At 70.1% G+C, this 22,500-nt stretch carries 23 protein-coding genes; 14 read left to right on the top strand and 9 right to left on the bottom strand.

Going from position 1 to position 22,500, the window contains the following annotated elements; all coding sequences use genetic code 11:
* Positions 1–46 precede the first annotated feature (46 nt).
* The 3 genes from ACFXN1_RS32015 (at position 47) to ACFXN1_RS32005 (ending at position 2,792) form a co-directional block, all read left to right on the top strand.
* Positions 47–442, top strand: a complete 396-nt coding sequence (locus ACFXN1_RS32015) for a hypothetical protein (protein ID WP_379441204.1) — start codon at positions 47–49, stop codon at positions 440–442.
* Between the two features lie 216 nt (positions 443–658).
* Complete coding sequence (locus tag ACFXN1_RS32010) at positions 659–1,735, top strand: amidohydrolase family protein (protein WP_379441203.1); 1,077 nt, start codon at positions 659–661, stop codon at positions 1,733–1,735.
* Positions 1,736–1,805: 70 nt separating this feature from the next.
* Complete coding sequence (locus ACFXN1_RS32005; protein ID WP_379441201.1) at positions 1,806–2,792, top strand: methyltransferase; 987 nt, start codon at positions 1,806–1,808, stop codon at positions 2,790–2,792.
* 27 nt (positions 2,793–2,819) lie between these two features.
* On the opposite strand, the gene ACFXN1_RS32000 is transcribed toward ACFXN1_RS32005, so the two are convergent.
* Complete coding sequence (locus tag ACFXN1_RS32000; RefSeq protein ID WP_379463736.1) at positions 2,820–3,497, bottom strand: TetR/AcrR family transcriptional regulator; 678 nt, start codon at positions 3,495–3,497, stop codon at positions 2,820–2,822.
* A gap of 104 nt (positions 3,498–3,601) precedes the next feature.
* Here ACFXN1_RS32000 and ACFXN1_RS31995 point away from each other — a divergent pair, with 104 nt between their 5' ends.
* Genes ACFXN1_RS31995 through ACFXN1_RS31980 form a run of 4 tightly spaced genes read left to right on the top strand, consistent with a single transcriptional unit; the run spans position 3,602 to position 7,741 of the window.
* Complete coding sequence (locus ACFXN1_RS31995; RefSeq protein ID WP_379441197.1) at positions 3,602–4,438, top strand: SDR family NAD(P)-dependent oxidoreductase; 837 nt, start codon at positions 3,602–3,604, stop codon at positions 4,436–4,438.
* Between the two features lie 23 nt (positions 4,439–4,461).
* Positions 4,462–5,385, top strand: a complete 924-nt coding sequence (locus ACFXN1_RS31990; protein WP_379441195.1) for a ferritin-like domain-containing protein — start codon at positions 4,462–4,464, stop codon at positions 5,383–5,385.
* The gene (locus ACFXN1_RS31985; RefSeq protein WP_379441194.1) at positions 5,382–6,158 is read left to right on the top strand and encodes a hypothetical protein; all 777 of its coding nucleotides are present in this window, start codon (positions 5,382–5,384) and stop codon (positions 6,156–6,158) included. The genes ACFXN1_RS31990 and ACFXN1_RS31985 overlap by 4 nt, the downstream gene beginning before the upstream one ends.
* Complete coding sequence (locus ACFXN1_RS31980; protein WP_379441192.1) at positions 6,155–7,741, top strand: flavin-containing monooxygenase; 1,587 nt, start codon at positions 6,155–6,157, stop codon at positions 7,739–7,741. The genes ACFXN1_RS31985 and ACFXN1_RS31980 overlap by 4 nt, the downstream gene beginning before the upstream one ends.
* Here ACFXN1_RS31980 and ACFXN1_RS31975 read toward each other — a convergent pair.
* Positions 7,700–8,470, bottom strand: a complete 771-nt coding sequence (locus ACFXN1_RS31975) for an SWIM zinc finger family protein (RefSeq protein WP_379441191.1) — start codon at positions 8,468–8,470, stop codon at positions 7,700–7,702. The genes ACFXN1_RS31980 and ACFXN1_RS31975 overlap by 42 nt on opposite strands.
* Positions 8,467–11,292, bottom strand: a complete 2,826-nt coding sequence (locus ACFXN1_RS31970; RefSeq protein ID WP_379441190.1) for a DEAD/DEAH box helicase — start codon at positions 11,290–11,292, stop codon at positions 8,467–8,469. The genes ACFXN1_RS31975 and ACFXN1_RS31970 overlap by 4 nt, the downstream gene beginning before the upstream one ends.
* 229 nt (positions 11,293–11,521) lie before the next feature.
* Here ACFXN1_RS31970 and ACFXN1_RS31965 point away from each other — a divergent pair, with 229 nt between their 5' ends.
* A complete protein-coding gene (locus ACFXN1_RS31965; protein WP_379402877.1) occupies positions 11,522–11,884 on the top strand; it encodes a hypothetical protein in 363 nt (120 codons plus the stop codon).
* Between the two features lie 70 nt (positions 11,885–11,954).
* Entirely contained in the window at positions 11,955–12,662 is a 708-nt protein-coding gene (locus ACFXN1_RS31960) for an HNH endonuclease family protein (RefSeq protein WP_379402878.1), read from the top strand.
* On the opposite strand, the gene ACFXN1_RS31955 is transcribed toward ACFXN1_RS31960, so the two are convergent.
* The gene (locus ACFXN1_RS31955; protein WP_379441188.1) at positions 12,603–13,232 is read right to left on the bottom strand and encodes a TetR/AcrR family transcriptional regulator; all 630 of its coding nucleotides are present in this window, start codon (positions 13,230–13,232) and stop codon (positions 12,603–12,605) included. The two genes, ACFXN1_RS31960 and ACFXN1_RS31955, sit on opposite strands and share 60 nt — an antisense overlap.
* A 54-nt stretch (positions 13,233–13,286) precedes the next feature.
* Here ACFXN1_RS31955 and ACFXN1_RS31950 point away from each other — a divergent pair, with 54 nt between their 5' ends.
* Entirely contained in the window at positions 13,287–13,988 is a 702-nt protein-coding gene (locus tag ACFXN1_RS31950; RefSeq protein ID WP_379441187.1) for a methyltransferase domain-containing protein, read from the top strand.
* Here the strand turns inward: ACFXN1_RS31950 and ACFXN1_RS31945 are convergent, their stop codons facing one another.
* The 3 genes from ACFXN1_RS31945 to ACFXN1_RS31935 all read right to left on the bottom strand — a co-directional run bounded on the left by ACFXN1_RS31945 (position 13,989) and on the right by ACFXN1_RS31935 (position 16,727).
* A complete protein-coding gene (locus tag ACFXN1_RS31945) occupies positions 13,989–14,846 on the bottom strand; it encodes a sulfurtransferase (protein ID WP_379441186.1) in 858 nt (285 codons plus the stop codon).
* Between the two features lie 67 nt (positions 14,847–14,913).
* Positions 14,914–16,119: a benzoate/H(+) symporter BenE family transporter gene (locus ACFXN1_RS31940; RefSeq protein WP_379441184.1), complete on the bottom strand. Its 1,206-nt coding sequence runs from the start codon at positions 16,117–16,119 to the stop codon at positions 14,914–14,916.
* Between the two features lie 77 nt (positions 16,120–16,196).
* Entirely contained in the window at positions 16,197–16,727 is a 531-nt protein-coding gene (locus ACFXN1_RS31935; RefSeq protein ID WP_354849423.1) for an Lrp/AsnC family transcriptional regulator, read from the bottom strand.
* A gap of 179 nt (positions 16,728–16,906) precedes the next feature.
* On the opposite strand from ACFXN1_RS31935, the gene pdhA reads away from it, so the two are divergent.
* The 3 genes from pdhA to ACFXN1_RS31920 are packed head-to-tail and all read left to right on the top strand — an operon-like array spanning position 16,907 to position 20,457.
* Positions 16,907–17,986 (top strand): pyruvate dehydrogenase (acetyl-transferring) E1 component subunit alpha, encoded by a 1,080-nt coding sequence (gene pdhA / locus ACFXN1_RS31930; RefSeq protein ID WP_379382042.1) that lies wholly within the window; start codon positions 16,907–16,909, stop codon positions 17,984–17,986.
* On the top strand, positions 17,983–18,966 hold the full coding sequence (locus ACFXN1_RS31925; RefSeq protein WP_379402884.1) for an alpha-ketoacid dehydrogenase subunit beta: 984 nt from the start codon (positions 17,983–17,985) through the stop codon (positions 18,964–18,966). The genes pdhA and ACFXN1_RS31925 overlap by 4 nt, the downstream gene beginning before the upstream one ends.
* Positions 18,967–18,990: 24 nt before the next feature.
* Entirely contained in the window at positions 18,991–20,457 is a 1,467-nt protein-coding gene (locus ACFXN1_RS31920) for a dihydrolipoamide acetyltransferase family protein (RefSeq protein WP_379441183.1), read from the top strand.
* Here the strand turns inward: ACFXN1_RS31920 and ACFXN1_RS31915 are convergent.
* Positions 20,454–20,897: an acyl-CoA thioesterase gene (locus ACFXN1_RS31915; RefSeq protein WP_379441181.1), complete on the bottom strand. Its 444-nt coding sequence runs from the start codon at positions 20,895–20,897 to the stop codon at positions 20,454–20,456. The two genes, ACFXN1_RS31920 and ACFXN1_RS31915, sit on opposite strands and share 4 nt — an antisense overlap.
* A gap of 42 nt (positions 20,898–20,939) precedes the next feature.
* A complete protein-coding gene (locus tag ACFXN1_RS31910; protein ID WP_379441180.1) occupies positions 20,940–21,896 on the bottom strand; it encodes a cupin domain-containing protein in 957 nt (318 codons plus the stop codon).
* Between the two features lie 74 nt (positions 21,897–21,970).
* Between ACFXN1_RS31910 and ACFXN1_RS31905 the strand changes: the two genes are divergently transcribed.
* On the top strand, positions 21,971–22,500 hold a 530-nt coding region (locus ACFXN1_RS31905; RefSeq protein ID WP_379463735.1), incomplete at its 3' end, for an SDR family oxidoreductase.

Raw genomic sequence — 22,500 nt, 5'->3', positions numbered from 1 at the left:
CGATTCGGATCGGGGAATCGGGGTCGCGGAGGACAGGAAGACCATGATGCGTCGTACCACCCGGAGAACCACCGCCAGACTGATCGCCGTCGCACTGCCCGTCGCGGCCGCCGCCACCCTGTTCGCGGGCGTGGCCTCGGCGGAAGCGCCGGACAGCGCGCCGGCCCCGGCCGTACAGCCGGTCCAGGCCACCCCGGTCGCCGCCGGCGTCCCGTTGGACCCGGTGGACACCAACCCGAATGCCCAGTTCCCCGACCCGGCCCTGAACGGCGCGGCCGCGGGCGCGCTCACCGGCAGTGCGGGCGGCGCGGCCCTCGGCTCGGTCGTCGGCTCCGTCCCCGGCATGATCGGCGGCTCGGCCCTCGGCGCCCTGATCGGCGGCGGCATCGGCGCCCTGGTCGGCATCCTCGACCCCAACGTCATTCCGCAGGTGCTGCCGTAGCCGCGAATCGCACCACCGCACAACAACTGTGCCGCGCCCACCTCGCCGGGCGCGGCACAGTCGTCTACCGACCCGCCGGGATGCCGGCCGGGGCGACGACCGCGGCGGTGTCGCCGGGGTGGCGAGGGCGGGGCGTGCTTCGATGTCCGAACACGCGAGCTCGAGCGGATGGGCGTGGAACAATCCGAACAGGCTGACCCAGACGGAAGGCATCTCATGGACCTCGCGGGAATGACTGTCGTGGACGCCCACATTCACCAGTGGGATCCGCTCACCACGCCACGCGAGTTCAGCGGGCTGGCGAAGCTGTTCCGGTATGTGCCGGTGCCGATCGATCTGGCGAAACGGCTGGCGCCGCGGCGCGACCGCGAATTCGTCGGGGATCCAACACCTGTCGTCCATCCGTACCTGCCGCGCGACTATCAGGAAGACGCCGGGGACGTGCCGGTCGAGGCCATCGTGCACATCGAGGTGGAGTGGGTCGGCAAGGGTCCGCTCGGGCCCGCCGACGAAACCCGGTGGGTGAGCAGCCTGCCCTTCGGCGTGGACACCCCCGCGCTCGGGGCGATCATGGGCGCGGGCGACCCCACCGCCGCCGAGTTCGCCGAACTGCTCGACGCGCACCGGGCCGCCTCGCCGCTGTTCCGGGGCATTCGCGCCCGCGTCGAATACCACCCGGACCCGGACGTGCGGGCGACCCGCAAGACGCCGGGCCTGCTCACCTCTCCCGCCTTCCTGGACGGCTTCGGCGCGCTCGCCGACCGCGAGCTCGCGTTCGAGGCGTGGGTGTACTCGGGGCAGCTGCCCGAGGTGGCCGCGCTGGCCGAGCGCTATCCCGGCACCACCATCGTGCTCAACCATCTCGCCACGCCCGCAGGCATTTTCGGGCCGGTCGGGCGGAACACCGGGCGCAATCCCGGGCAGCGGCGCGAGCTGTTCGTGCGCTGGCGCGACGACCTCACCGCTCTCGCCCAGCACGCCAATGTGGTGGCCAAGGTGAGCGGCCTGATGATGCCGATCCTCGGGCATCCGGTGCCGCGGCGGGGTCAGCCGACCCCGGTTCCGATACTGGTGGAACGGATTTCGCCGATGCTGGAGCACGCGCTCGACGTGTTCGGGGCCGATCGGCTCATCTGGGGCTCGAATTTCCCTGTGGACAAGCCGATTACGAGCATCCCGAATGCCGCGGAGGCGGTGGCCACCGCGCTGGCCGGGCACGGGGCCGACGACAAGGCCATCGAGCAGATCTTCCGCCGCAATGCCGAACGGGTGTACGGGATCGACGTGCTCTGAGCCCACTCCCCGGGACGGATTTGCCGCGTCTGCCTTTGCCGGAGGGTCGCTGTGGCTATCGTGATGCGCCATGGAACGGATCCTGCGGATCGGAATGGGTTTCTGGGAGTCCCGGACCTTGCTCAGCGCTGTCGAACTCGGCGTGTTCACCGTGCTCGGGCATCGGCAAATGACCGCCGAGCAGCTACAGCGCGAACTGGGCCTGCATCCGCGGTCCGCCCGCGACTTCTTCGACGCGCTGGTGGCCATGGAGATGCTGCGGCGCACCGACGATCGGTACGCCAATACCGCCGACACCGCCACCTACCTGGACAGCACCGGCAGCGAGTACATCGGCGGCTTCCTGGAGATGGCCGCGGCCCGGCTCTACCCGTTCTGGGGCCGGCTCACCGAGGGCCTGCGCACCGGGCAGCCGCAGAACGAGGCCCGCGACGGCGGCGACTTCTTCACCACGCTCTACCGGGATCCGCAGCGGCTCTATGACTTTCAGCGCGCCATGACCGGGCTGTCGCTGCCCAGTGCGCACGCCCTCGCCGAGGTGTTCCCGTGGCATCGCTGGAAGTCGATGGCCGACATCGGCACCGCCCAGGGCGCGCTGCTGCGCACCGTCCTGGAGACCAATCCGCACCTGCACGGCATCGGCTACGACCTGGCGGCGGTGGAGCCGATCTTCACCGAATACAGTGCGCCGGTGGCGGATCGGGTCATCTTCCAGGCCGGCGACTTCTTCACCGATGAGCTGCCCGAGGCCGATGTCCTGGTCTTCGGTCACATCCTGCACGACTGGGACCTGCCCACCAAGCTCATGCTGCTGGAGAAGGCCCACCGCGCCCTCCCCGACGGCGGCGCCATCCTCGTCTACGAGTCGCTCATCGACGACGACCGCCGCACCAATCTCTCCGGTCTGCTGATGAGCCTCAACATGCTCATCGAGACCCCCGGCGGCTTCGACTACACCGCCGCCGACCTGCGAACCTGGCTGGCCGACACCGGTTTCCGCGACCCCCAGACCGAACACCTCGCCGGGCCGGAGTCCATGGTCTGGGCGGTCAAGTAGCCCATCGGCCGGGCAGGCCAGGATCACTCAGCCCGGCAAAGCGAGGTACTGCGCGCCGAGCAGATCGGCGGTGCGGCTGACGTGGTCGACGATCCGGGTGGCGTCGGCATCGATGGCGCCCGTGCGCCAGGCGGTCAGGAGTTCGATGAAGCCGCCGATGCCCATGAGAACGCCCATGCGCAGGTCGGATTCGTCGACGCCGGGCCGCAGGTAGGGGCGGGCGGTGGCGATCAGCAGGTCGGTGGCCTCGGTGAGCATGGCGGTGCGGCGTTCCTCGAGGATGCGGCTGCCGGCATGGTCGCCGAACAGGATGCGCGCCGGACCCTCCGACTGCAGGGCGACCGCGCGGGCGATGGCCAGGCGCAGAATGCCCAGTGCCGGATGCTCGAGGTTCTCGGCGACCACCGCCGAGAGTTCCGCCAGCACCTGGAATCCGACCTCGTCCCAGACCGCGCCCAGCAGTTGGTCGCGGTCGGCGAAGTGCTCGTAGAAGTAGCGGTCGTTGAGGCCCGCGCGGGTGCACACGCCGCGCATGGTCACTGCGGCCCAGCCGTTTTCGAGCCAGATGTCCAGCGCCACCGCGATCAGCCGCTCGCGGCGCTCGGCGCGGCGTTCCTCCTGGGTGCGGCCGCCCCAGGTGCCGCCGCGCCGGGTCGGCGCGGGCCCCGGGGACACGTCGGCGGCTGCCGGTGCGGGCACGTCCATAGTTGACAAAATAGCGCACCGGGAGCCTAATTGGTGGCAGGTGCGGCCAGTGGTGGCACACGCCACCAATTGACTGCCCGGACGGCACGGCCCCGGGAGTTCCCATGCGACTCAACCCCTTCGGCGGACCCCGCCGCACTCAGCAGGCGGACGCGGTGGTGACCGGTGCGGGCAGCGGCATCGGCCGCGCCTTCGCGATCGAGATCGGCAAGCGCGGCGGGCGGGTGGTCTGCTCCGACATCGACGCCGGGCGCGCCCGCGACACCGCCGAAATGATCGGCGACACCGGGGGAAAGGCCTTCGACACCGTCTGCGACGTGAGCAGCCTGGACCAGGTGACCGTGCTGGCGAACACCGCCGAGGAATGGTTCGGCAAGAGCCCGGATCTGGTGGTCAACAACGCCGGTATCGGGCGCGGCGGCACACTCATCGGCGACACCCCGCCCGCGGAATGGCATCAGGTGCTCGACGTCAATCTGTGGGGCGTCATCCACGGCTGCCATGTCTTCGCGCCCCGGCTGCGCGCGAGCGGGCACGGCTCGATCGTGAACGTGGCCTCCGCGGCCGCCTTCGGGTCGGCGCCGCGCATGGGCGCCTACAACGTGAGCAAGGCCGGGGTGCTGGCGCTGTCGGAAACGCTGGCCGCGGAACTGTCCGGCACCGGCGTCACCGTCACCGTGCTGTGCCCCACCGGGGTGCGGACCAACATTCTGGAAGGCGTGGAGATCGGCGACGAGACCATCCAGCTCTGGGGCGACCGCCTCATCCGCTGGACCGGCCGGCCGCCCGCGTCCATCGCCCGCGCCACCCTCGACGCGGTGGATCACGGTCAGCTGTACGTGGTCCCGCAGCTCGAGGCCAAGGCGATCTGGCAGTCCAAGCGACTGCTGCCCGAGACCTACACCCGCGCAGCCGGATTGCTGGAGCGGCTGGTGCGGTAGCCACAGCGGCAAGGAGTTGAACAATGGCGTTCGCGTATTCCGACATGCTCGGTGTCGTCCAGGATCGGCAGTGGGCGCTGGCCGATCTCGACTGGGACGCACCGGGAGCCGAGCTCATCACCGATGAGCAGCGACCCGCGCTCGCGGCCTTCATGGCCGATCTGGTGTGGATCGAGCACGTCGGCGCCCGCGGGTTCGCGGCGCTCACGCTGCGCGCCCCCGACGGGCCGCTCAAGGAGATCTACCGGTACTTCCACGCCGAGGAGCAGAAGCACGCCAATGCCGAACTTGCCCTGATGCAGCGCTGGGGCATGCTCGACGGCGACGCGATGCCGCTGCCCAACAAGAACATCCGGCTCGTCATCGAATGGCTGGACCGGTACGGGGACGACCTGTCCCTGCCGGTGCTGGGCACCGTGATCCCCTCGCTGGAGTGCGCGCTGGACGGGGCACTGGTGAAGTTCCTGCTCGACGAGGTGCGGGATCCGCTGTGCCACGAGGTGTTCCGGCACATCAACAGCGACGAGTCCCGGCATCTGGCGGTCGGGTTCCAGGTGCTCGAGCAGCTCGGCGCGGGACCGCTGCGGCGAATCGCCATCGAGACAGCGGGTTTCGCGCTGCGGCCCACCTTCCTGCTCGGCGCGCTGCTGTACACGCCGCTGCTGTCCCGCATGTCCGCCAACATCATGGCGATGGGGCTGGACGAGGAGAAGCTCTGGAATGCCGTGCGGCGCTACGAGAAAGCCGGTGAGCGCAGCCCGGACATCAAACGCGTGCCGCTCTACCACGTGGTCCGGCTGCACGGCATGGCCACCATCAACCACTGGCAGCCGATCCAGGGCATCAACGACGCCCTGAACAAGGCCATCGACCGATTCCCGGTGCGCGTCCTGCGCCACACCCCTTCCTGGTCCAAGGCCCTGACCTACGAGCCGGTGGCGAAATGACCGCCCCGATCCGCCGGAGCGACCCGGGCAGAGCCCGCGACGCCTTTACCGGGCCCAAGATTCACTGCACCCGCTGGCGTGACCAGCACGAGCTGGACCGCCTCCACGTAGCGGTCATCGGCAGCGGCGCCGCACTGGCGAGGGTGGTCCCGCCGATCGTCGCCCAGGCGCGCAGAGTAACCGTGTTCCAGCACGATCCGATCTGGATTCTGCCCACCCCACCCGTCCCCGGAGCCGGAATTCTGTTGCGCCGGTTGCCCGCCGATGCGCTGGGACTGCTGCCCAGCGACTCCGCGCCGCCGTTGCCCGGAGCTCCGGCACGCCGGGAAGAGCGTGGGGCCGCCCGCCAGGGGGACAGCACCGCGCCGGCCGGCAGGCGTGCAGAGGAACACGGCCCGACACGAGCGGCGCGCAAAGATGGTCCACCGCATGCCGGATCCAGGGAGGTTACCCGTGGAGTTCCGGGGCCCGCCTCGAGCGCGCCGGGCGCCTCGGGGCCGGGCGTCCTGCGCTGGTGCGCGCAGCAGGCGCTGCGGCGGGCTGCCGCGGCGAATCTGCGTGCGCAGGTGGGGGATTCGTGGGAGCGGCGGCAGCTGACGCCGGATCGGCCCGCCGCGGTGCGGGTGCACAGTCGCTACTACCGGGCCCTGCGGCAGCGGAACTGCCGGCTCATCAGCTGGCCCATCGCCCGGCTCGCGCCGCTCGGGATTCGCACCGTGGACGGGGTCGAGCATCGGGTGGACTGCATCATCTACGCGGAGGACGCATCGTGACAAAGACCGTCGTGGACCACGAGATCGTCATCGTGGGCGCGGGATTCTCGGGAATCGGGACCGCGATCGCGCTGCGCAAGGCCGGTTTCGACGATTTCGTCATGATCGACGAGGCGGACGGGGTGGGCGGCACCTGGCACTGGAACACCTATCCCGGCATCGCCGTGGACATTCCGTCGTTCAGCTACCAGTACTCGTTCGAGAAGCAGCGCTCCTGGTCGCGGGTGTACGCGCCCGGACGGGAGTTGCAGGCGTACGCCGAGCACTGCGTCGAGAAATACGGGCTGCGGCCGCGGATCCGGTTCGGCACCACCATCGCCCGCGCCGACTTCGACGACGTGCTGCACCTGTGGCGGGTGCGCACCACCGACGGCGACGAGCTCACCTGCCGCTTCCTGATCGGCGCGACCGGGGTGCTGACCCGGCCCAAACTGCCCGATATCCCCGGCGCGGAGCGATTCCGGGGCGAAACCATGCACACCGCGCGCTGGGATCACGGGATCGATCTGCGCGGCAAGCGGGTCGGCATCATCGGCACCGGCGCCTCGGCCATCCAGATCATTCCCGAGATCGCCCCGGAGGTATCGGAACTCGTTGTCTTCCAGCGCACTCCGATCTGGTGCCTGCCCCGGCCGGACGCGCCCCTGCCGCCACCGGTGCGCGCCCTGATGCGGCTGCCCGGCGGGCAGTTCCTCACCCGCTGGCTCAGCCAGGCGTTCGTGGAGCTGACCTTCCCACTCTCGGCGCACTACTACAAGGTGCTGCCCATGGTGAAGCTCGGCGAGCGCACCGGGCTGGCCCACCTGCGCGATCAGGTGCAGGACCCGATCGTCCGGGAGCAGCTCACGCCGAAATACGCGCTGGGCTGCAAGCGGCCGTCGTTCTCCAACGACTACCTGAAGACCTTCAACCGCGAGAACGTCACGCTGGAAACCGATCCCATCACCGAGATCACCGCCACCGGACTGCGCACCACCGGCCGCCACCACCAGGTCGACGTGCTCATCATGGCCACCGGCTTCAAGGTCATGGAGTCCGGCAATATGCCCACCTTCGACCTGCACGGCAGCGGCGGTCTGCGCCTCGAGGACTGGTGGGACACCCACCGCCTCCAGGCCTACGAGGGGGTCAGTGTGCCCGGCTTCCCCAACTTCTTCACCATCATCGGCCCCTACGGCTACAACGGCGCGTCCTACTTCACCCTCATCGAGATGCAGACCACCCACATCCTGCGCCTGCTCCGTAATGCCCGCCGCCGCGCCGCCACCCGCATCGAGGTCACCCCCGAGGCCAACGAGCGCTACTTCCAGGAAATGCTCGCCCGCCGCGGCACCCAGGTCTTCTGGCAGGACAGCTGCACCCTGGCCAATTCCTACTACTTCGACAAGAACGGCGACGTCCCGCTGCGCGCCATGAGCACCCCCGAAGCCGCCTGGCGCGCCGCCCATTTCGACCTGCGCGACTACCACTTCGAATCCCTCGGCGAACGCCGCACCACCGTCCGCCCCGCGGCCCGCACCGCGACGGCCCAGCCGGATGCCTCAGGTGTCGAGGGCGCGGTAGAGGGCGCGGAGTTCGCGTAGACCGGCGGCGACGGACTGCTCGTCCTCGGCCGTCATGCGCAGGGCCTGGCGGAGCAGGACGGCGTCGAGATCGTCCGGGGCCGGACGGAATTCGGGCTTGGGGAGGGCGGGGAGCGCCGTGTTGTCGCCGTAGAGATCGGTGGATTCGGCGGGCGGATCGGCGCGCTGGACGCTGCCGATGAGGGCGTCGAGTTCGATGCCACGCAGGGTGAGCAGTTCGCCCGGGCGCTCGTCGAGGCGTTCGGCGATGACGTAGCAGACGGCGGCGGCGTGCTTGCAGGGCCAGCCGGAATCGGGGCAGCTGCACGAGAAGTCGAGCTCCGACACCGTGGTGGGGAGCAGCAGCGGGCCGAGGGCCTGGGGCAGGGTGCCCGCGGCGATCTCACCCAGCATGCCGGGCGTGGCACGGACCAGGTCCACCAGCTCGTCGAGGCGGTCGTCGCGCAACTGCCGCAGGGTCAGCACCGAGATGAACGGGCGGGGTTGGCTGCCCTGCACTTCCGCGCTCACCAGGCCGGGCTCCAGGCGGTAGTTCACCACCTGACCGGTGCGGGCGTAGGAACGGCCGCGAGCCAGGCGACCGGCGTCCGCGACGCCCTCGACCGCTTCCAGAAACGAACGGCCCCACCAGGTCCGGGCGAACGCGGTGCCCCGGCGGCTGCGCGGCTGCACCCCGCCGCGCACCGGGCGGCGCTTGCCGTACTCGCTGAAGTCGATGACATTGCTCATTCGCCGACCGCCTCCGATCCCAGGGCGAACAGTTCCCGCAATTCGTCGTCGCCGAGTTCGGTGATCCAGTTCTCGCCGGTGCCCACGGTGAGGTCGGCGAGCTGACTCTTGCCCTTCAGCATGTCGTCGACGCGCTCCTCGATGGTGTCGACGCAGACCAGCTTGCGCACCTGGACATCACGGCGCTGGCCGATGCGGAAGGCGCGGTCGGTGGCCTGGTTCTCCACCGCCGGATTCCACCAGCGGTCCAGGTGCACCACGTGATTGGCGGCGGTCAGGTTGAGTCCGGTGCCGCCGGCCTTGAGCGACAGCAGCATGAGCGGCGCGCCGTCCTCCTCCTGGAAGCGGGTGACCATGTCGTCGCGGCGCTGCTTGCTCACCCCGCCGTGCAGGAACGGCACCTCCGCCCCGAAACGCTCGGACAGGAAGGGCGCCAGCAGGTTTCCGAACTCCGCGAACTGGGTGAACAGCAGCGCCCGCTCCCCGTCGGCGATCGCCGACTCCAGAATGTCCTCCACCAGCGCCAGCTTCCCGGACCGATGATGTCCCCGGCGCAGCAGCGCCGACCCGTCGCTGAGGAAATGCGCGGGATGGTTGCACACCTGTTTGAGCCGGGTCAGTGCGGCCAGCACGGCGCCCTTGCGCTCCATGCCCTCGGCCGCCTTCAGCTTGGCCGACATATCGTCCAGCACGGCCTGATACAGCGCCGCCTGCTCCACGGTGAGGTTGGCCCGCACCGTCATCTCGATCTTCTCCGGCAGATCCGAGATCACCGCCGGATCGGTCTTGACCCGGCGCAGCACGAACGGCGAGGTGATGGCGCGCAGACGGGTGACGGCGTTCTCGTCGTGCTCTCGCTCGATCGGCACCGCGAAGCGGGCATGGAACTCGGAGGCCTTGCCCAGCAGCTTGGGATTGGCGAAATCCAGGATCGAGCGCAGCTCCTCGAGCCGGTTCTCCACCGGGGTTCCGGTGAGCGCCAGGCGGTGTCGCGCCGGCACCAGCCGTGCCGCGCGCGCCTGCCGGGTCCCGGCGTTCTTGATGTGCTGTGCCTCGTCCAGCACGACCCGCTGCCAGTCCTGGCGCTTCAGGTCCTCGACATCCCGGGCCAGCAGCGCGTAGGTGGTCACCACAAGATCCGAATCCGCCACCGCCGCAGCCAATTCCGCGCCCGACCGCCGACCGGCGCCGTGGTGCACCAGCACCCGGAGATCCGGGGCGAAGCGTTCGGACTCGCGCTGCCAGTTGCCCACCACCGACATCGGGCACACCAGCAGGGTAGGCCCGACGGCCTCCGATTCACTTGCGGCAGCAGCTGTTTCCCGCTCGTGCACCAGCAGGGCCAGCACCTGCACGGTCTTGCCGAGACCCATGTCGTCGGCGAGGATCGCCCCGCATCCGAGCCGGCTCATGGCCGCCAGCCAGGTCAGGCCGCGCTGCTGATACGGCCGCAGCTGGGCCTTCAACCCGACCGGATCCGGGACGGGCTCGACCGACCGCTCACCGTCGAAAAGCTCCGCGGCCCAGCCGGTCGCGGTGACCTCCTCCAGCGGCACCCCGATCACCGGATGCGCGGACAGCTCGGCGAACAGGCCGCCGACGGTGGTCTCGATCTCGTCGGTGCGGCCCGAGACGTAGTCGGCGGCCGCGGCCAGCATGCGGTGATCGGCCTGCACCCACTCCCCGCGCAGCCGCACCAGATCCGATTTCGCGTCCACCAGCCGCGACATCTCGGCGGGCGTCAGCACGGTGTCGCCCAGCGCCAGCTCCCAGCGGAAGGACACCAAACCCTTGAGCCCGACGGCGGTTTCGGTGGCGGCCGGGCTCTGCACCCGCAGCTTCATGGCGGGCGCGGCCACCCGCCAGGCCCGCGGCAGCAGGAGCCGCACCCCGGCCGACCGCAGCGCGTTCGCCCCGTGCACGACCAGATCCATCACCACCTCGGTGGGCAGGAACAGATCCATGCTGCGGGCATCGCCGGGTAGATCGCGCAGGCGCGGATACGCCTGCTTGGCGGCCGCCAGCTTCTCCCCCGCAATTCGCATGAGCTGCGGATCCCCCGGCAGCAGCACCGGTTGCGGCGCCTCCCCTTCCTCGCGCAGGCAGACCTCGAGCCGCCACAGTTCGCCCGGTTCCTCGCCGTCCGGTTCCAGCAGCCGCAGCACCAGCTCCGGCTCGTCGGCGGTGAGACTGGTCCGCCAGTCGTCCAGCACCGAGGCCACCCGATGCGATCCGGTCTCCAGCGGCGTCGCCTCCGCCAGCGCGGTCAGCAGCGGATGCGACCCCGATTCCCGATCCGGCCGTTCCGGAATGTGCAGTCGCACGAGGGGATCGGCCAACTCACCGACGAGGTTCTCCAGCACCTCGGCAGGCCGCCCGGCCACCTGCAACGCGCCCGGCATGGCCACCGCGAGCTCCGCCAGCCAGGCCCGCTGCCGCTGCCCGCCCACCAGCCGCCACCGCACCCACCACTCCCCGTCGTCCCGCCGCACCTCCGGCACCACCCGCCCCGCCCGCACCCACCGCTGCACCCCGCGCGCCACATGCCCGAGAAACCGCAGATCCCCCGCCACCGCCCCCGCCGGTAGTTCCTGCGACAGGACCCGGGCAGCCGTCTCCGGTGCCAGCGCATGCGCCCGCACCCGCGTCTGCTCCGGCCCGTGCTCCCCCCGCACCAGCACCTGCGCCCGATGCCGCCACTTCGCCCCGCGCACGATCGACCCGAGCGGCTCCGGCAAACCCTCCGCATCCCCGGCCGTGTCCTCGCCCGGGTCGTGCCACAGCACCAACCCGGACCCCGGCGACCACAGCCCGTGCAACATCCGCCCATCCAATCAGTCACCTCCGACAAGCCGGCCGGCCCCTCTTTATTTCTGATCGGATACGGAACATACTGGATAAATCCGCAGGTCACCGCAGGCGTCGGTGTCCGCTGTGTCCGTTGTACGACATCGTCGTGCCCGGACGGCAGCCGCGCGGGGCGCACCCGACAATCCACCGCGACTCAATCCGGAGCCGTGGCACTTTCGAGACCGTAGGGAGGCCGTGACGATGACGATTCTGCTCCAAGTGCTCGAGCAGAGCTTCACCCCCACGACACAGTGGGAACGGCGGAAATTCACCTTCGTGGACACGAGCAAGATCGTGGGGATGCGCCTGGACGGGCAGTCCGGGGTGTGGCTGGATCTGTCCCGGCCCGGCGAGTCGCAGCGCCTCGCCCGCACCGCCGACCCACGCGACTCCATCACGTTCCTGCTCACCGTTTTCGCCAAGATCGCCGAATGCGAGGAGCAGGGCGGTTCGTGGCTCATCGGCCACGACGGCGCGTGTGTGGATTCCATTGCGGCAACCCGCTTTCCGCCGCAGCTCTCCGAAACCGCCGCGGACGACATCCTCGCGCACGCCTGGCTCTAGTAAGCCCAACGGGAGTGCGAAGTCCGCGTGACGGCACTCACCGATCGGCTGGTGCGGTACACGTATTGCCGTGTGGCTCACGGGCGGAACCTTCCTGCTCCGGCTGCTCGGCGCGGTGGTCGTCCTGCTCGTGGTCCTTGGGTGCGAGTCCCTCGGGCAGGTGACCCCGGCGCCGGGTAGCCCCACCCGCGTCCAGCTCGAACGGCTGCTGGCGGGTGTCCGCACGGTGCCCGCCCGGCCGCGTCCGGGCGGTTACGAACGTGGTTGCGGCAGCGGGCAGGGATGCGTGTTCGGACCGGCGTGGACCGATGATCACGACGGGCCGGGCGGTCACGACGGGTGCGACAGCCGCAATACCGTGCTGGCCAGGCAGCTCACCCGGGTGGCCTTCCGGCCCGGGAACGGTTGCGTGGTGGTGGCCGGGTCGCTGGACGATCCCTATACCGGGCAGCGCATCGCCTTCGATCGGGCCGCGGCCAAGGCCGTGCAGATCGATCACGTGTATCCGCTGGCGGCCGCCTGGGATCTGGGCGCGGCCGGGTGGCCGCTGCCGCGGCGCGTGCGCTTCGCCAACGACGTCGACTACAACCTGCTCGCGGTGGACGGAAAGACCAACGAGGACAAGGGCGATCGCACGCCCGGCGACTGGCTGCCGCCCGCCCGCGCGAACCGCTGCTTCTACGCGGGCAAGTACCTGATGGCCGCGAACCGGTACGGGCTACCGGTCACCGCCGCCGACCGGGACGCCCTGTCGCGGGTCGCCCGCGGCTGCCCATAGCGTGGCGAAGTGGCGGTAGGCCTGATCGGCGGTGAGCTCCTGGCGCGGATCCATGACCGATTCGAGCAATCCGTATATACCCCAGGACAGAAATGTGATGGTCGCGCCCGCCGCGACGGGGTCCGGCCCGAGCCGCGGGCCCAGGTGCTCGGTCAGCAGTTCGGCGTACATCTGCCGGATCGACCGCAGCACAATGGTGTTCGCCCGCTGCCGGACCAGTGGCCGGTACACGTCCGGATGCGCCGCGACCAGCTTGAACAGGATCTCGACGGGGGCCAGCGGCGGCGGTTCGCCCGGATAGCAGGCCAGCTGGGCCGAAATCTCGCCTCGCACATGCTCGATACAGCTGACCAGCAGCAGATCGTCCTTGTCGCGGTAGTGCGCGTAGAAGGTGGAGCGGCCGACATCGGCGCGATCGATGATGTCCTGCACCGTGATCCGGGCATAGGACCGGTCCTGCATGAGCTCGATGAGCGCCCGGTGCAGTGCCGTGCGGGTGCGGCGGACGCGGCGGTCGGCCTCCGGGGCCGTTCCCGGACGGATTCCATCCGACTGTCCGGAATCGTACACATCCCCAGAAACTGCGCCTGGCCTGGACTTTTCCATCCTTCGATGATTGACCACATGACCCAGCACGAGCAAGTGTCCGATATCGAATCCCGGCCCGTCGGGGCCCTCATCACCTGGCCGCGCCGCTATCAGCTGCTCACCGACGTCTACTTCCTGGGCCGCGCGGGCAGCCTGGCGCGGTACTTCGCCACGACCAGCGGCATCCGCCCGGGCGATCACGCTCTCGATCTCGGTTGCGGCCCTGGGCGGCTGGCCAATGAGCTGGCCCGGCAGGCCGGACCGGACGGCCGGGCGATCGGCGTGGACCCGTCGCCGCAGATGATCGCCTACGCGACCGCCCACGCCGCCCCCAACTGCAGCTTCGACCTCGGCGCGGCCCAGTCGCTGCCCTACCCGGACGCCTCGTTCGATGTGGCGACCTCGACCTTCGCCATGCACCACATCGCCGAATCCGAGCGAAAGACCGCCCTGGCGGGCGTCTTCCGCGTCCTGCGCCCGGGCGGCCGCCTGCTGCTCGCCGACACCCATCCGACCTCGGGCCTGCGCGGTCTCGCCGTTCGCGCCATGGCCCAGCTGGCCGCGCACCGCGCCGGCGGCCAGGGGCACTCCCATGACGGCGACGGGGCCGGGGATCCGCTGTCGGCGGTCGACATCCGCCGCTACCGCGACGTGCTCACCGACATCGGTTTCACGGCAGTCGAATTCCGCACCGGCCCGTTCGCAACCGGCATCCTCACCGCCGTCAAACCCGGCTGATCAGGCCGGTTCGGCGCCGGTGGCGGCCGGCCGCTTGGGGTCGTTGGACCACTGCGACCAGGAGCCGGGATAGAGCGCGGCGTCGATACCGGCGACGGCCAGCGCCGCGACCTGGTGGGCGGCCGTGATGCCGGAACCGCAGTACACCGCGACCGGCCCGGAACCGAATCCATCGAAACGGGAACGCAATTCGGGGGTCGGCTTGAATTGCCCAGCGGCCGTGAGGTTCTCGGCGGTCGGCGCGCTCACCGCACCCGGAATGTGCCCGGCGCGCGGGTCCACGGGTTCCACCTCGCCGCGGTAGCGCTCGCCCGCGCGGGCATCCAGCAGCAGGCCCGGCCAGCCGGCCGCGCCATCGGCGTCGATGGTCGGCATATTGTCCGGGGACAGGACCACGGTGCCCGGCTGCGGGGCGGTTTCGTCCCCGGTGACGATCTTGCCCCCGGCCTGCTCCCACGCCGGCAGTCCGCCGTCGAGAATGCGCACATCGGCCACGCCGCCCCAGCGCAGCAGCCACCAGGCCCGCGCGGCGGCCATGCCGCCGGTGGCGTCGTAGACGACCACCAGGTCCCCGTCGGACACGCCCCAGCTGCGCGCGCACTTCTGCAGGTGCGCCAGGTCCGGCATGGGGTGGCGGCCCTTGGCGGCGGAGGGCGGATCGGCGAGTTCGGTTTCCAGGTCGACGAATATCGCGCCCGGAATATGGCCGTCCAGATAATGCTGCGGTCCGTCCGGATCTCCGAGCGCCCACCGGACGTCCAGCAATCGCACCCGGCCGCCGCTCTGGCCCAGCAGGTCCGCAAGCTCCGCAACCGAAATCAGCACCGAACTCAAGCCAACTCCTCTTCGCCGATTCATCGCCCGTTGAAGCCGAACCACCCCACCCTAGCCACCGCCGGCCGCACCCCGCAGCCTGCCCGGTCCGCTATTTCGACGGGGGCAGGAACCAGCGCGCCAGCAGGCCCGCGACCAGCGCCCAGAAGGCCGCGCCGATGCCGAGCAGCGAGATTCCGGACGCGGCCACCAGGAAGGTGAGCGCGGCCGCGGAACGATGGGCGGCGGGCGTCAACGCGGCGGTCAGCGCACCCGCCAGGGTGGCGATGAGGGCAAGGCCCGCAACGGTTTCCAGGACGCCCTTCGGCGCCGCGGCCACCAGCATCACCAGCGCACCCGAGGCCAGTGCGAGCACCAGGTACATGCCGCCCGCGGTGAACGCGGCGATCCACCGGCGCCGCGGATCCGGATGCGCGGACGGCGCGGCGGAGAGCGCGGCACTGATGGCCGCCAGGTTGATGGCGTGCCCGCCCGCGGGCGCACCGAGCATGGTGCCCAGGCCCGTGACCGTCATGGCCGCCCGCCACGGCACCTGATAGCCGAAGGTCTTCATGACCGCCGTACCCGGAATGTTCTGCGCGGCCATGGTCACGATGTAGAGCGGCACCGCGACCCCGATCACTGCCTGCCAACTCCAGTGCGGCACAGTCCATTCCACCCGCGGCACCATGGCCGACAGGTCCATGCGGCGATGGGTGACGGCGATGTCGACACCCGCGCCGACGGCCGCGACCGCGAAGGCGGCCAGCACCGACCAGCGCGGCGCGAAGCGTTGCAGCACAAGCCAGGTCGCGATGACCGGCACCACCACGGCCGGGCTCACCGGCACCGCCTTCACCGGCGCCAGGCACATGGGCAGCAGCACCCCGGCCAGCATGGCCTGCGCGATCTCCACCGGAATCGCCGCGATGAGCGCGCCCAGCCGCTGCCAGAAACCGGTCAGCACGATGAGTCCGCCCGCCACCGCGAACGCGCCCACGGCGGCCGCCCAGCCGCCGGACACCGCGCCCGTACTGGCCAGCAAGGCCGCGCCCGGGGTGGACCAGGCCAGTGTGATCGGTATCCGGTACCGCCGGCTCAGCACGATCATGCCGAGGGCCTGGGTCACGCAGACCGCCAGCAACCCGGACGCCGCCTGCGCCGAGGTCGCCCCCATGGCGGTCAGGCCCGCCAGCACCACCGCGAACGAGCTGGTGAATCCGACGAGCGCGGTGACGATTCCGGCCCCGATCGGCTGCCCGATCCCGGCCGTGCGCGGACTCCCGACCTCCGGAGTGCTGGTGACGCTGGTGCTCATCGAGTCATCGTCGCGGTCCAGTCACCCCGAGGTCAGCGGCCAATCCCCCGAAACTGGACTGAAATTCACCGAAACAGTCAGAACCGGTCGGCATCCTGCGGGTGGCCCCCCGACCCGTTCTGCAATGCCAGCCGCTCCAACAGCGGCGTCACACGCGGCCCGACCAGCGACCGCATCACCAGCGCCATATTGGTGCGCTCCACCCCTGGGATCTTCAGAATGCTGCCGGTCAGGCGGTACAGATCATCCGCGTCGGCGGCGACCACCCGGACCGTCAGATCGGTCGGCCCGGTCATGCCGCAGACCTCGGTGACCTCCGGAATCTCGGCCAGTTCGGCAACCACCGAGTCGAGCCGATGCTGATCCACCACCACCGCCACGAAGGCTGCCAGTGGATAACCCAGCACCCGGGGATCGACCCGGCGCTCGAAGCTGGCCAGCACCCCGCTCGCCTCCCAGCGAGCCAGCCTGGCCTGCACGGTATTGCGCGAGAGACCCAGGCGAGCGGCCAATTCGACACCGGTCGCGCGCGGGTTGGCCACCAGCTCCAGCAACAGCCGGGCATCGGTGGCGTCCAGCGGGGCAGAAAGGGGCTCCCTGCTGCTCATGGGGATCAGTATGACATCTGTGACCGGCCATCGACCGAGCATTCTGCACAGTTGGGCGCGCCATACTTGCACACATCGCTCAACGGAGGATGCTGTGTGGTACAGGACACACATCGGTTGCTCACGGGACACAATCCCCGGGCGACAACGGTGTAACCCGGTGTCAGGAGGCGATATCCATGCCCGAGAAGAACACCTACCCGGTGCAGCTCGTACAGCCCGACGGTCATCGCGTACTGGATCGCGTACACGCCCCGCTCGTCGCCGATATCGACGGCACCCGACTCCGAGCCATGTACACCGACATGGTGGTGGCCCGGCGCATCGACACCGAGGCCACCGCCCTGCAACGGCAGGGCCAGCTCGGACTGTGGCCGCCACTGCTGGGCCAGGAGGGCGCGCAGATCGGTTCGGCCCACGCCCTCGCCCCCGACGACTATGTGTTCTGCAGCTATCGGGAGGCGGGTGTCGCCTACTGCCGCGGCGTCCCGCCCGAGGACCTCACCCGGCTGTGGCGCGGCGCCGCCCACTCCTGCTGGGACGCCGACGCGGTCAAGATGACCAATCCCTCGATCGTGGTGGGGGCGCACGGTTTACACGCCACCGGCTACGCCTACGCCGCGCACCTCGAAGGCGCCGAGATCGCCACCATCGCCTACTTCGGCGACGGTGCGACCAGTCAGGGCGATATCGCCGAGGCGCTCGGATTCGCGGCCGGCTGGAGTGTCCCGGTGGTGTTCTTCTGCCAGAACAATCACTGGGCGATCAGCGCGCCGGTCCGGATACAGAGCGCCACCCCGATCGCGCGGCGCGCCCTCGGCTACGGCATTCCCGGCGTGCAGGTGGACGGCAACGACGCCCTCGCGGTGCTGGCCGTGACCCGGCAGGCGCTGCTGCGCGCACGGGCCGGCGGCGGGCCGAGCTTCATCGAGGCCATCACCTACCGGATGGGCCCGCACACCACCGCCGACGACCCCACCCGCTACCGCACCGCCGCCGAACTCGAGATCTGGCAGCAGCGCGATCCCATCGACCGCCTACGGCGCTTGCTCGAACGAGAAGAGCTGTGGGACACCGCCTTCGAGACCTCGGTCGCCGAACGCGCCGACGAGGTGGCGACCCGGCTGCGCACCGCCACCCTCACCATGCCCGATCCGGAACCCACGGAGCTGTTCGACCACGTGTACGCCACACCGCATCGGCTGATCGAGGAGGAACGCCGCGAGTACGCCGCCTATCTGGAGGGAGCGGGGCGATGAAGACCACCTTCGCCGGAGCCATCAACCACGGACTGCGCCGCGCGCTGGAGGACGACCCGAAGGTCCTGCTGATGGGTGAGGACATCGGGCGGCTGGGCGGGGTCTTCCGAGTCACCGACACGCTGCAGAAGGATTTCGGCAACAACCGCGTCATCGACACGCCGCTCGCCGAATCCGGAATCGTGGGAACGGCTTTCGGAATGGCATTGCGCGGATTTCGGCCGGTCTGTGAAATCCAGTTCGACGGATTCGTGTATCCGGCCTTCGACCAGATCGTCTCGCAGGTTGCGAAAATCCACTCCCGCACGCGCGGAAAGGTGATCGCGCCCATCACCATTCGCATTCCGTTCGGCGGCGGCATCGGCTCGGTCGAGCATCATTCGGAATCACCGGAGGCGTATTTCGCGCACACCGCGGGATTGCGGGTGGTCTCGCCGAGCAATCCGGCCGACGCGTATCTGATGATCCGCCAGGCCATTGCCCTCGACGATCCGGTGATCTTCTTCGAGCCCAAGCGCCGGTACTGGGACAAGACCGAGGTGGATTTCGACCGGCTGGACCAGGATGGCGGACCGGCACTGGACCAGGCCCAGGTCTGCGCCAGCGGGGAGGACGCCACCATCGTGGCCTACGGCGGCACCGTCGCCACCGCGCTCACCGCCGCCGATATCGCGGCGTCGGAGGGACATTCGATCGAGGTGATCGATCTGCGCAGCCTGTCCCCGATCGATTTCGACACCATCGAAACCTCGGTGCGGAAAACCGGACGGCTCATCGTGGTCCACGAGGCGCCCGTATTCGCCGGGCTGGGAGCCGAAATCGCGGCACGCATAACGGAACGCTGCTTCTACCATCTGGAATCACCGGTATTGCGCGTCGGTGGCTTCGACATCCCCTATCCCCCGGCTAAACTCGAGCGGCACCACCTGCCCGACCCCGATCGCATTCTCGCCGCGGTCGATCGCTCGCTCGCCGCCTAACGGTCAAGCCACGGAGGAAGCCCGGTGGAAGATCAGCAGCAGGTCATGGAATTTCGTTTGCCCGATCTCGGAGAGGGATTGGCCGACGCGGAATTGGTGTCGTGGTCCGTCGCGGTCGGCGACACCGTGGACCTGAACCAGATCATCGCGGAGGTCGAGACCGCCAAGGCGCAGGTGGCGCTACCGAGCCCGTACGCGGGCCGGGTGCTGGAACTACTGGCGGAACCGGGCGACACGGTGCCGGTCGGCGCGCCGCTCATCCGGATCGGCGTGGCGGCGCGGACCGGTGCTGCCGCGGCGCCGAGCGCCGGTGCGGAGACGGGCGGCGGTGCGGCGACGGGCGGCGAGACCGGTGCGCAGCCGCCGGAAGAACGGCGGTCGGTGCTGGTCGGCTACGGCCCCGACAGCGAGCCGGTGTCCCGTCGCGCCGCCCGGGCCGCCGCGAAAACTACTGACGCACCGACTGTTTCGAGTCGGCGCGCCATGGGCTCGGACGGCGCCGAGGGACTCGGCAGCTCGGCACCGGCCGGACGGCCCGCCGCCACCCCCGCCGCCCGGAAACTGGCCCGCGAGATCGGGATCGATCTGGGGGCGGTGATCGGGACCGGGCCGCAGGGCGCGGTCACCGTGGAGGACCTGTACGGGATGCGGCCCGAAGCCCTTGGGACGGGCCACATTCCGATCCACACCCCGCCGCCGCCCGCCACCGTCAGCGCCCTGCCGACGCCGCATCCCGCGCCGGAGGTGCTGCCCATGCATCCGGCGGCCGGCGGACGCGCCGCCCCGGCCGAACGCGAAACCCGCACGCCCATCAGTGGAATCCGCAAGCGCACCGCCGCAGCCATGGTGGCCAGCGCCCAGCACATTCCCCAGGCCAGCACCTTCGTGACCGCGGATTTCACCGCGTCCATGGAGCTGCTCGAGCATCTGCGGGCCACACCCAGCTTCACCGGCCTGACCCTGACTCCGCTGGCGCTGGTGGCGCGGGCGACGCTGGCGGCGCTGCTCGAGTTCCCCGAGATCAATGCGGCCTGGGATGAACCCAATCAGGAGATCGTCACCAAGCACTACGTGAATCTGGGCATCGCGGTCGCGACCGAGCGCGGACTGCTGGTGCCGAATCTCAAGGACGCGCAGGGGTTCACGCTGCGCGATCTGTGCCTGGAGATCGCCGGGGTGGCCGGCAAGGCGCGGAGCGGCACCGCCACGCCCGCCGACTTGACCGGCGGCACCTTCACCATCACCAATGTCGGCGTCTTCGGCGTGGATACCGGTGTGCCGCTGGTGAATCCGGGCGAGGGCGCCATCCTGTGCCTGGGTTCCATCCGCAAGCGCCCGTGGGTGCATCGCGACGAACTGGCCGTGCGCTGGGTGACCAGCCTGGGGCTCAGCTTCGATCACCGCATGATCGACGGTGAGCAGGGCTCGCGCTTCCTGGCGAGCATCGCGGCCCTGCTGGAGGATCCGCTGACCCTGCTCGGCCGGGTCTAGCCCTCCGCGGGCGCGGTGACCACCAGCGGCTCGGCCGCCGCGCGGATGACCGCCGGGATCGGCACCGGCTTGCGGGTCTGCTCGTCCACGTAGACGTGGGTGAAGGTGCCGGTGGCGACCAGCTCCAGGCTGTCGCTGGCGTCGCGGAAGACGGCCAGCTCGTAGTTGATGCTGGAGTTGCCCAGCCGCGCGACCCGGATGCCCACCCGCAGCATGTCCGGGAAGCTGATCGAGCCGAGGAACGTGCAGGAGGTCTGCGCCACGACGCCGATGGCGTGCAGGTCGCGGATATCGGTGCCGGTGGCGCTGATCAGCCAGGCATTCACCGCGGTATCGAAGTACGAGTAGTACGTCACGTTGTTCACGTGACCGTAGTGGTCGTTGTCGGCCCAGCGCGTCGGCACCGGCCAGAGCACCGGGTATCCCTGATCTTGCGTCACCCCGCGACCCTAACCCGCCCCGCCCGGCCGAACCCTGACCGGTCAGGCGGAGCGTTCGTCAGGGGTGGCGCGGTGGTCCCGGGGGCTGATGCCGTAGTGGCGTTTGAAGGCGGTGGACAGGGCGAAGGCGCTGCCGTAGCCGACCCGGCGGGCAATGGATTCCAGGGTGGCGTCGGTTTCGTGCAGCAGGTCGGCGGCCAGGGCCAGCCGCCAGTCGGTGAGGAAGGCCATCGGCGGCTCGCCGACCAGCTCGGTGAACCGGCGGGCCAGGGCGGCCCGGGAGACGCCGACCTCGGCGGCCAGCGACGCCACCGTCCACGGGTGGGCCGGATTGTGCTGCATCAGGCGCAATGCCCGGCCGACCAGCGGATCGCCGTAGGCGTGATACCAGGCGGGCGCGTCGGAACGGGAGAACCAGGCGCGCAGGGCGGCGATGAGCAGCAGATCCAATAGTCGATCCAGCATGGCGCTCTGGGCGGGCAGGTCCTTGGCGGCCTCGTCGACCAGCAGATCCAGCACCCGGGCATCGACTTCGCCGCGGCCGAGCACCGCGACCGGCGGCAGCGCCCGCAGCAGGCGCCGGCTGGCCGCCGACTCGTGCTCGTAGGTACCGGTGACCAGCACGGTCTCGGCGTCGGCGCTGGTGCCCCAGCTGCGCACCCCCAGACTCAGTGCCTCGCACAGCACTTCACCGTCCATGGTGGTGGTGATATTGCCGGGTTCGATGAGCACCTGCGGCGGCGTGGCCGGATCGTCGGCGACGACATAGTGGTCGGGGCCCCGGAAGATGGCGATATCGCCGGTGCTCAGCTGTCGCGGCGGAGTCGGCTTGCCGCCCTTGGGCTCCGGTGTCACCCAGCCGCCGCCGCGCACCACCGCCACCACGGTCAGCGGGGCCTCGTCGCGGATGCGCAGGGACCAGGGCGGGTCGACCGACGAGCGCATCACGAATGCGGCTCGCGCGCGTGGTCCTTCGAGCAGGCTGGCCAACGCATCCATACCGAAGACGATGGCAAATGCCCGTGCGCTTCTCAACCATGTTCGCGCTCGCCGAATCCCGGTGTACTCGATACATGATCATCGAAAACACCTCGAACAGCGCAAACACCGTTCTCGTGCTCGGTGCGACCGGGAAGACCGGGCATCGGGTGGCCGCCCTGCTGGGCGCGCGCGGCGTGCCGGTGCGGGCCGGTTCGCGCACGGCCGCAATCCCGTTCGACTGGACCGACCGCGGCACCTGGGCGGCGGCCCTGGCGGGAGTGGATGCCGTGTACCTGGCCTACCAGCCGGATCTGGCGGTTCCGGGCGCGCCCGCGGATATCAAGGCGTTCTGCGATCAGGCGGTCGCCGCCGGCGTGCGCACGCTGGTGCTGCTGTCCGGTCGCGGCGAGCCCGAGGCGCTGGAATGCGAAGCCATCGTGCGGGATTCGGGCCTGGGGTGGACCGTGGTGCGGTGCGCCTGGTTCGCGCAGAACTTCAGCGAGGGCGCGTTCGCCGATTTCATCCTGGCCGGTGAGGTCGCGCTGCCCGCCGGGGATGTGCCGGAGCCGTTCGTGCACGCGGACGATATCGCCGAGGTGGCGGTGGCGGCGCTGCTCGACGA

Origin of the sequence: Nocardia sp. NPDC059154 (genome assembly GCF_042755705.1) — a bacterium.
Lineage (GTDB): Bacteria > Actinomycetota > Actinomycetes > Mycobacteriales > Mycobacteriaceae > Nocardia.
Note: the sequence above shows the minus strand (reverse complement) of the source record. Positions and strands in the feature narration are given on the sequence as shown.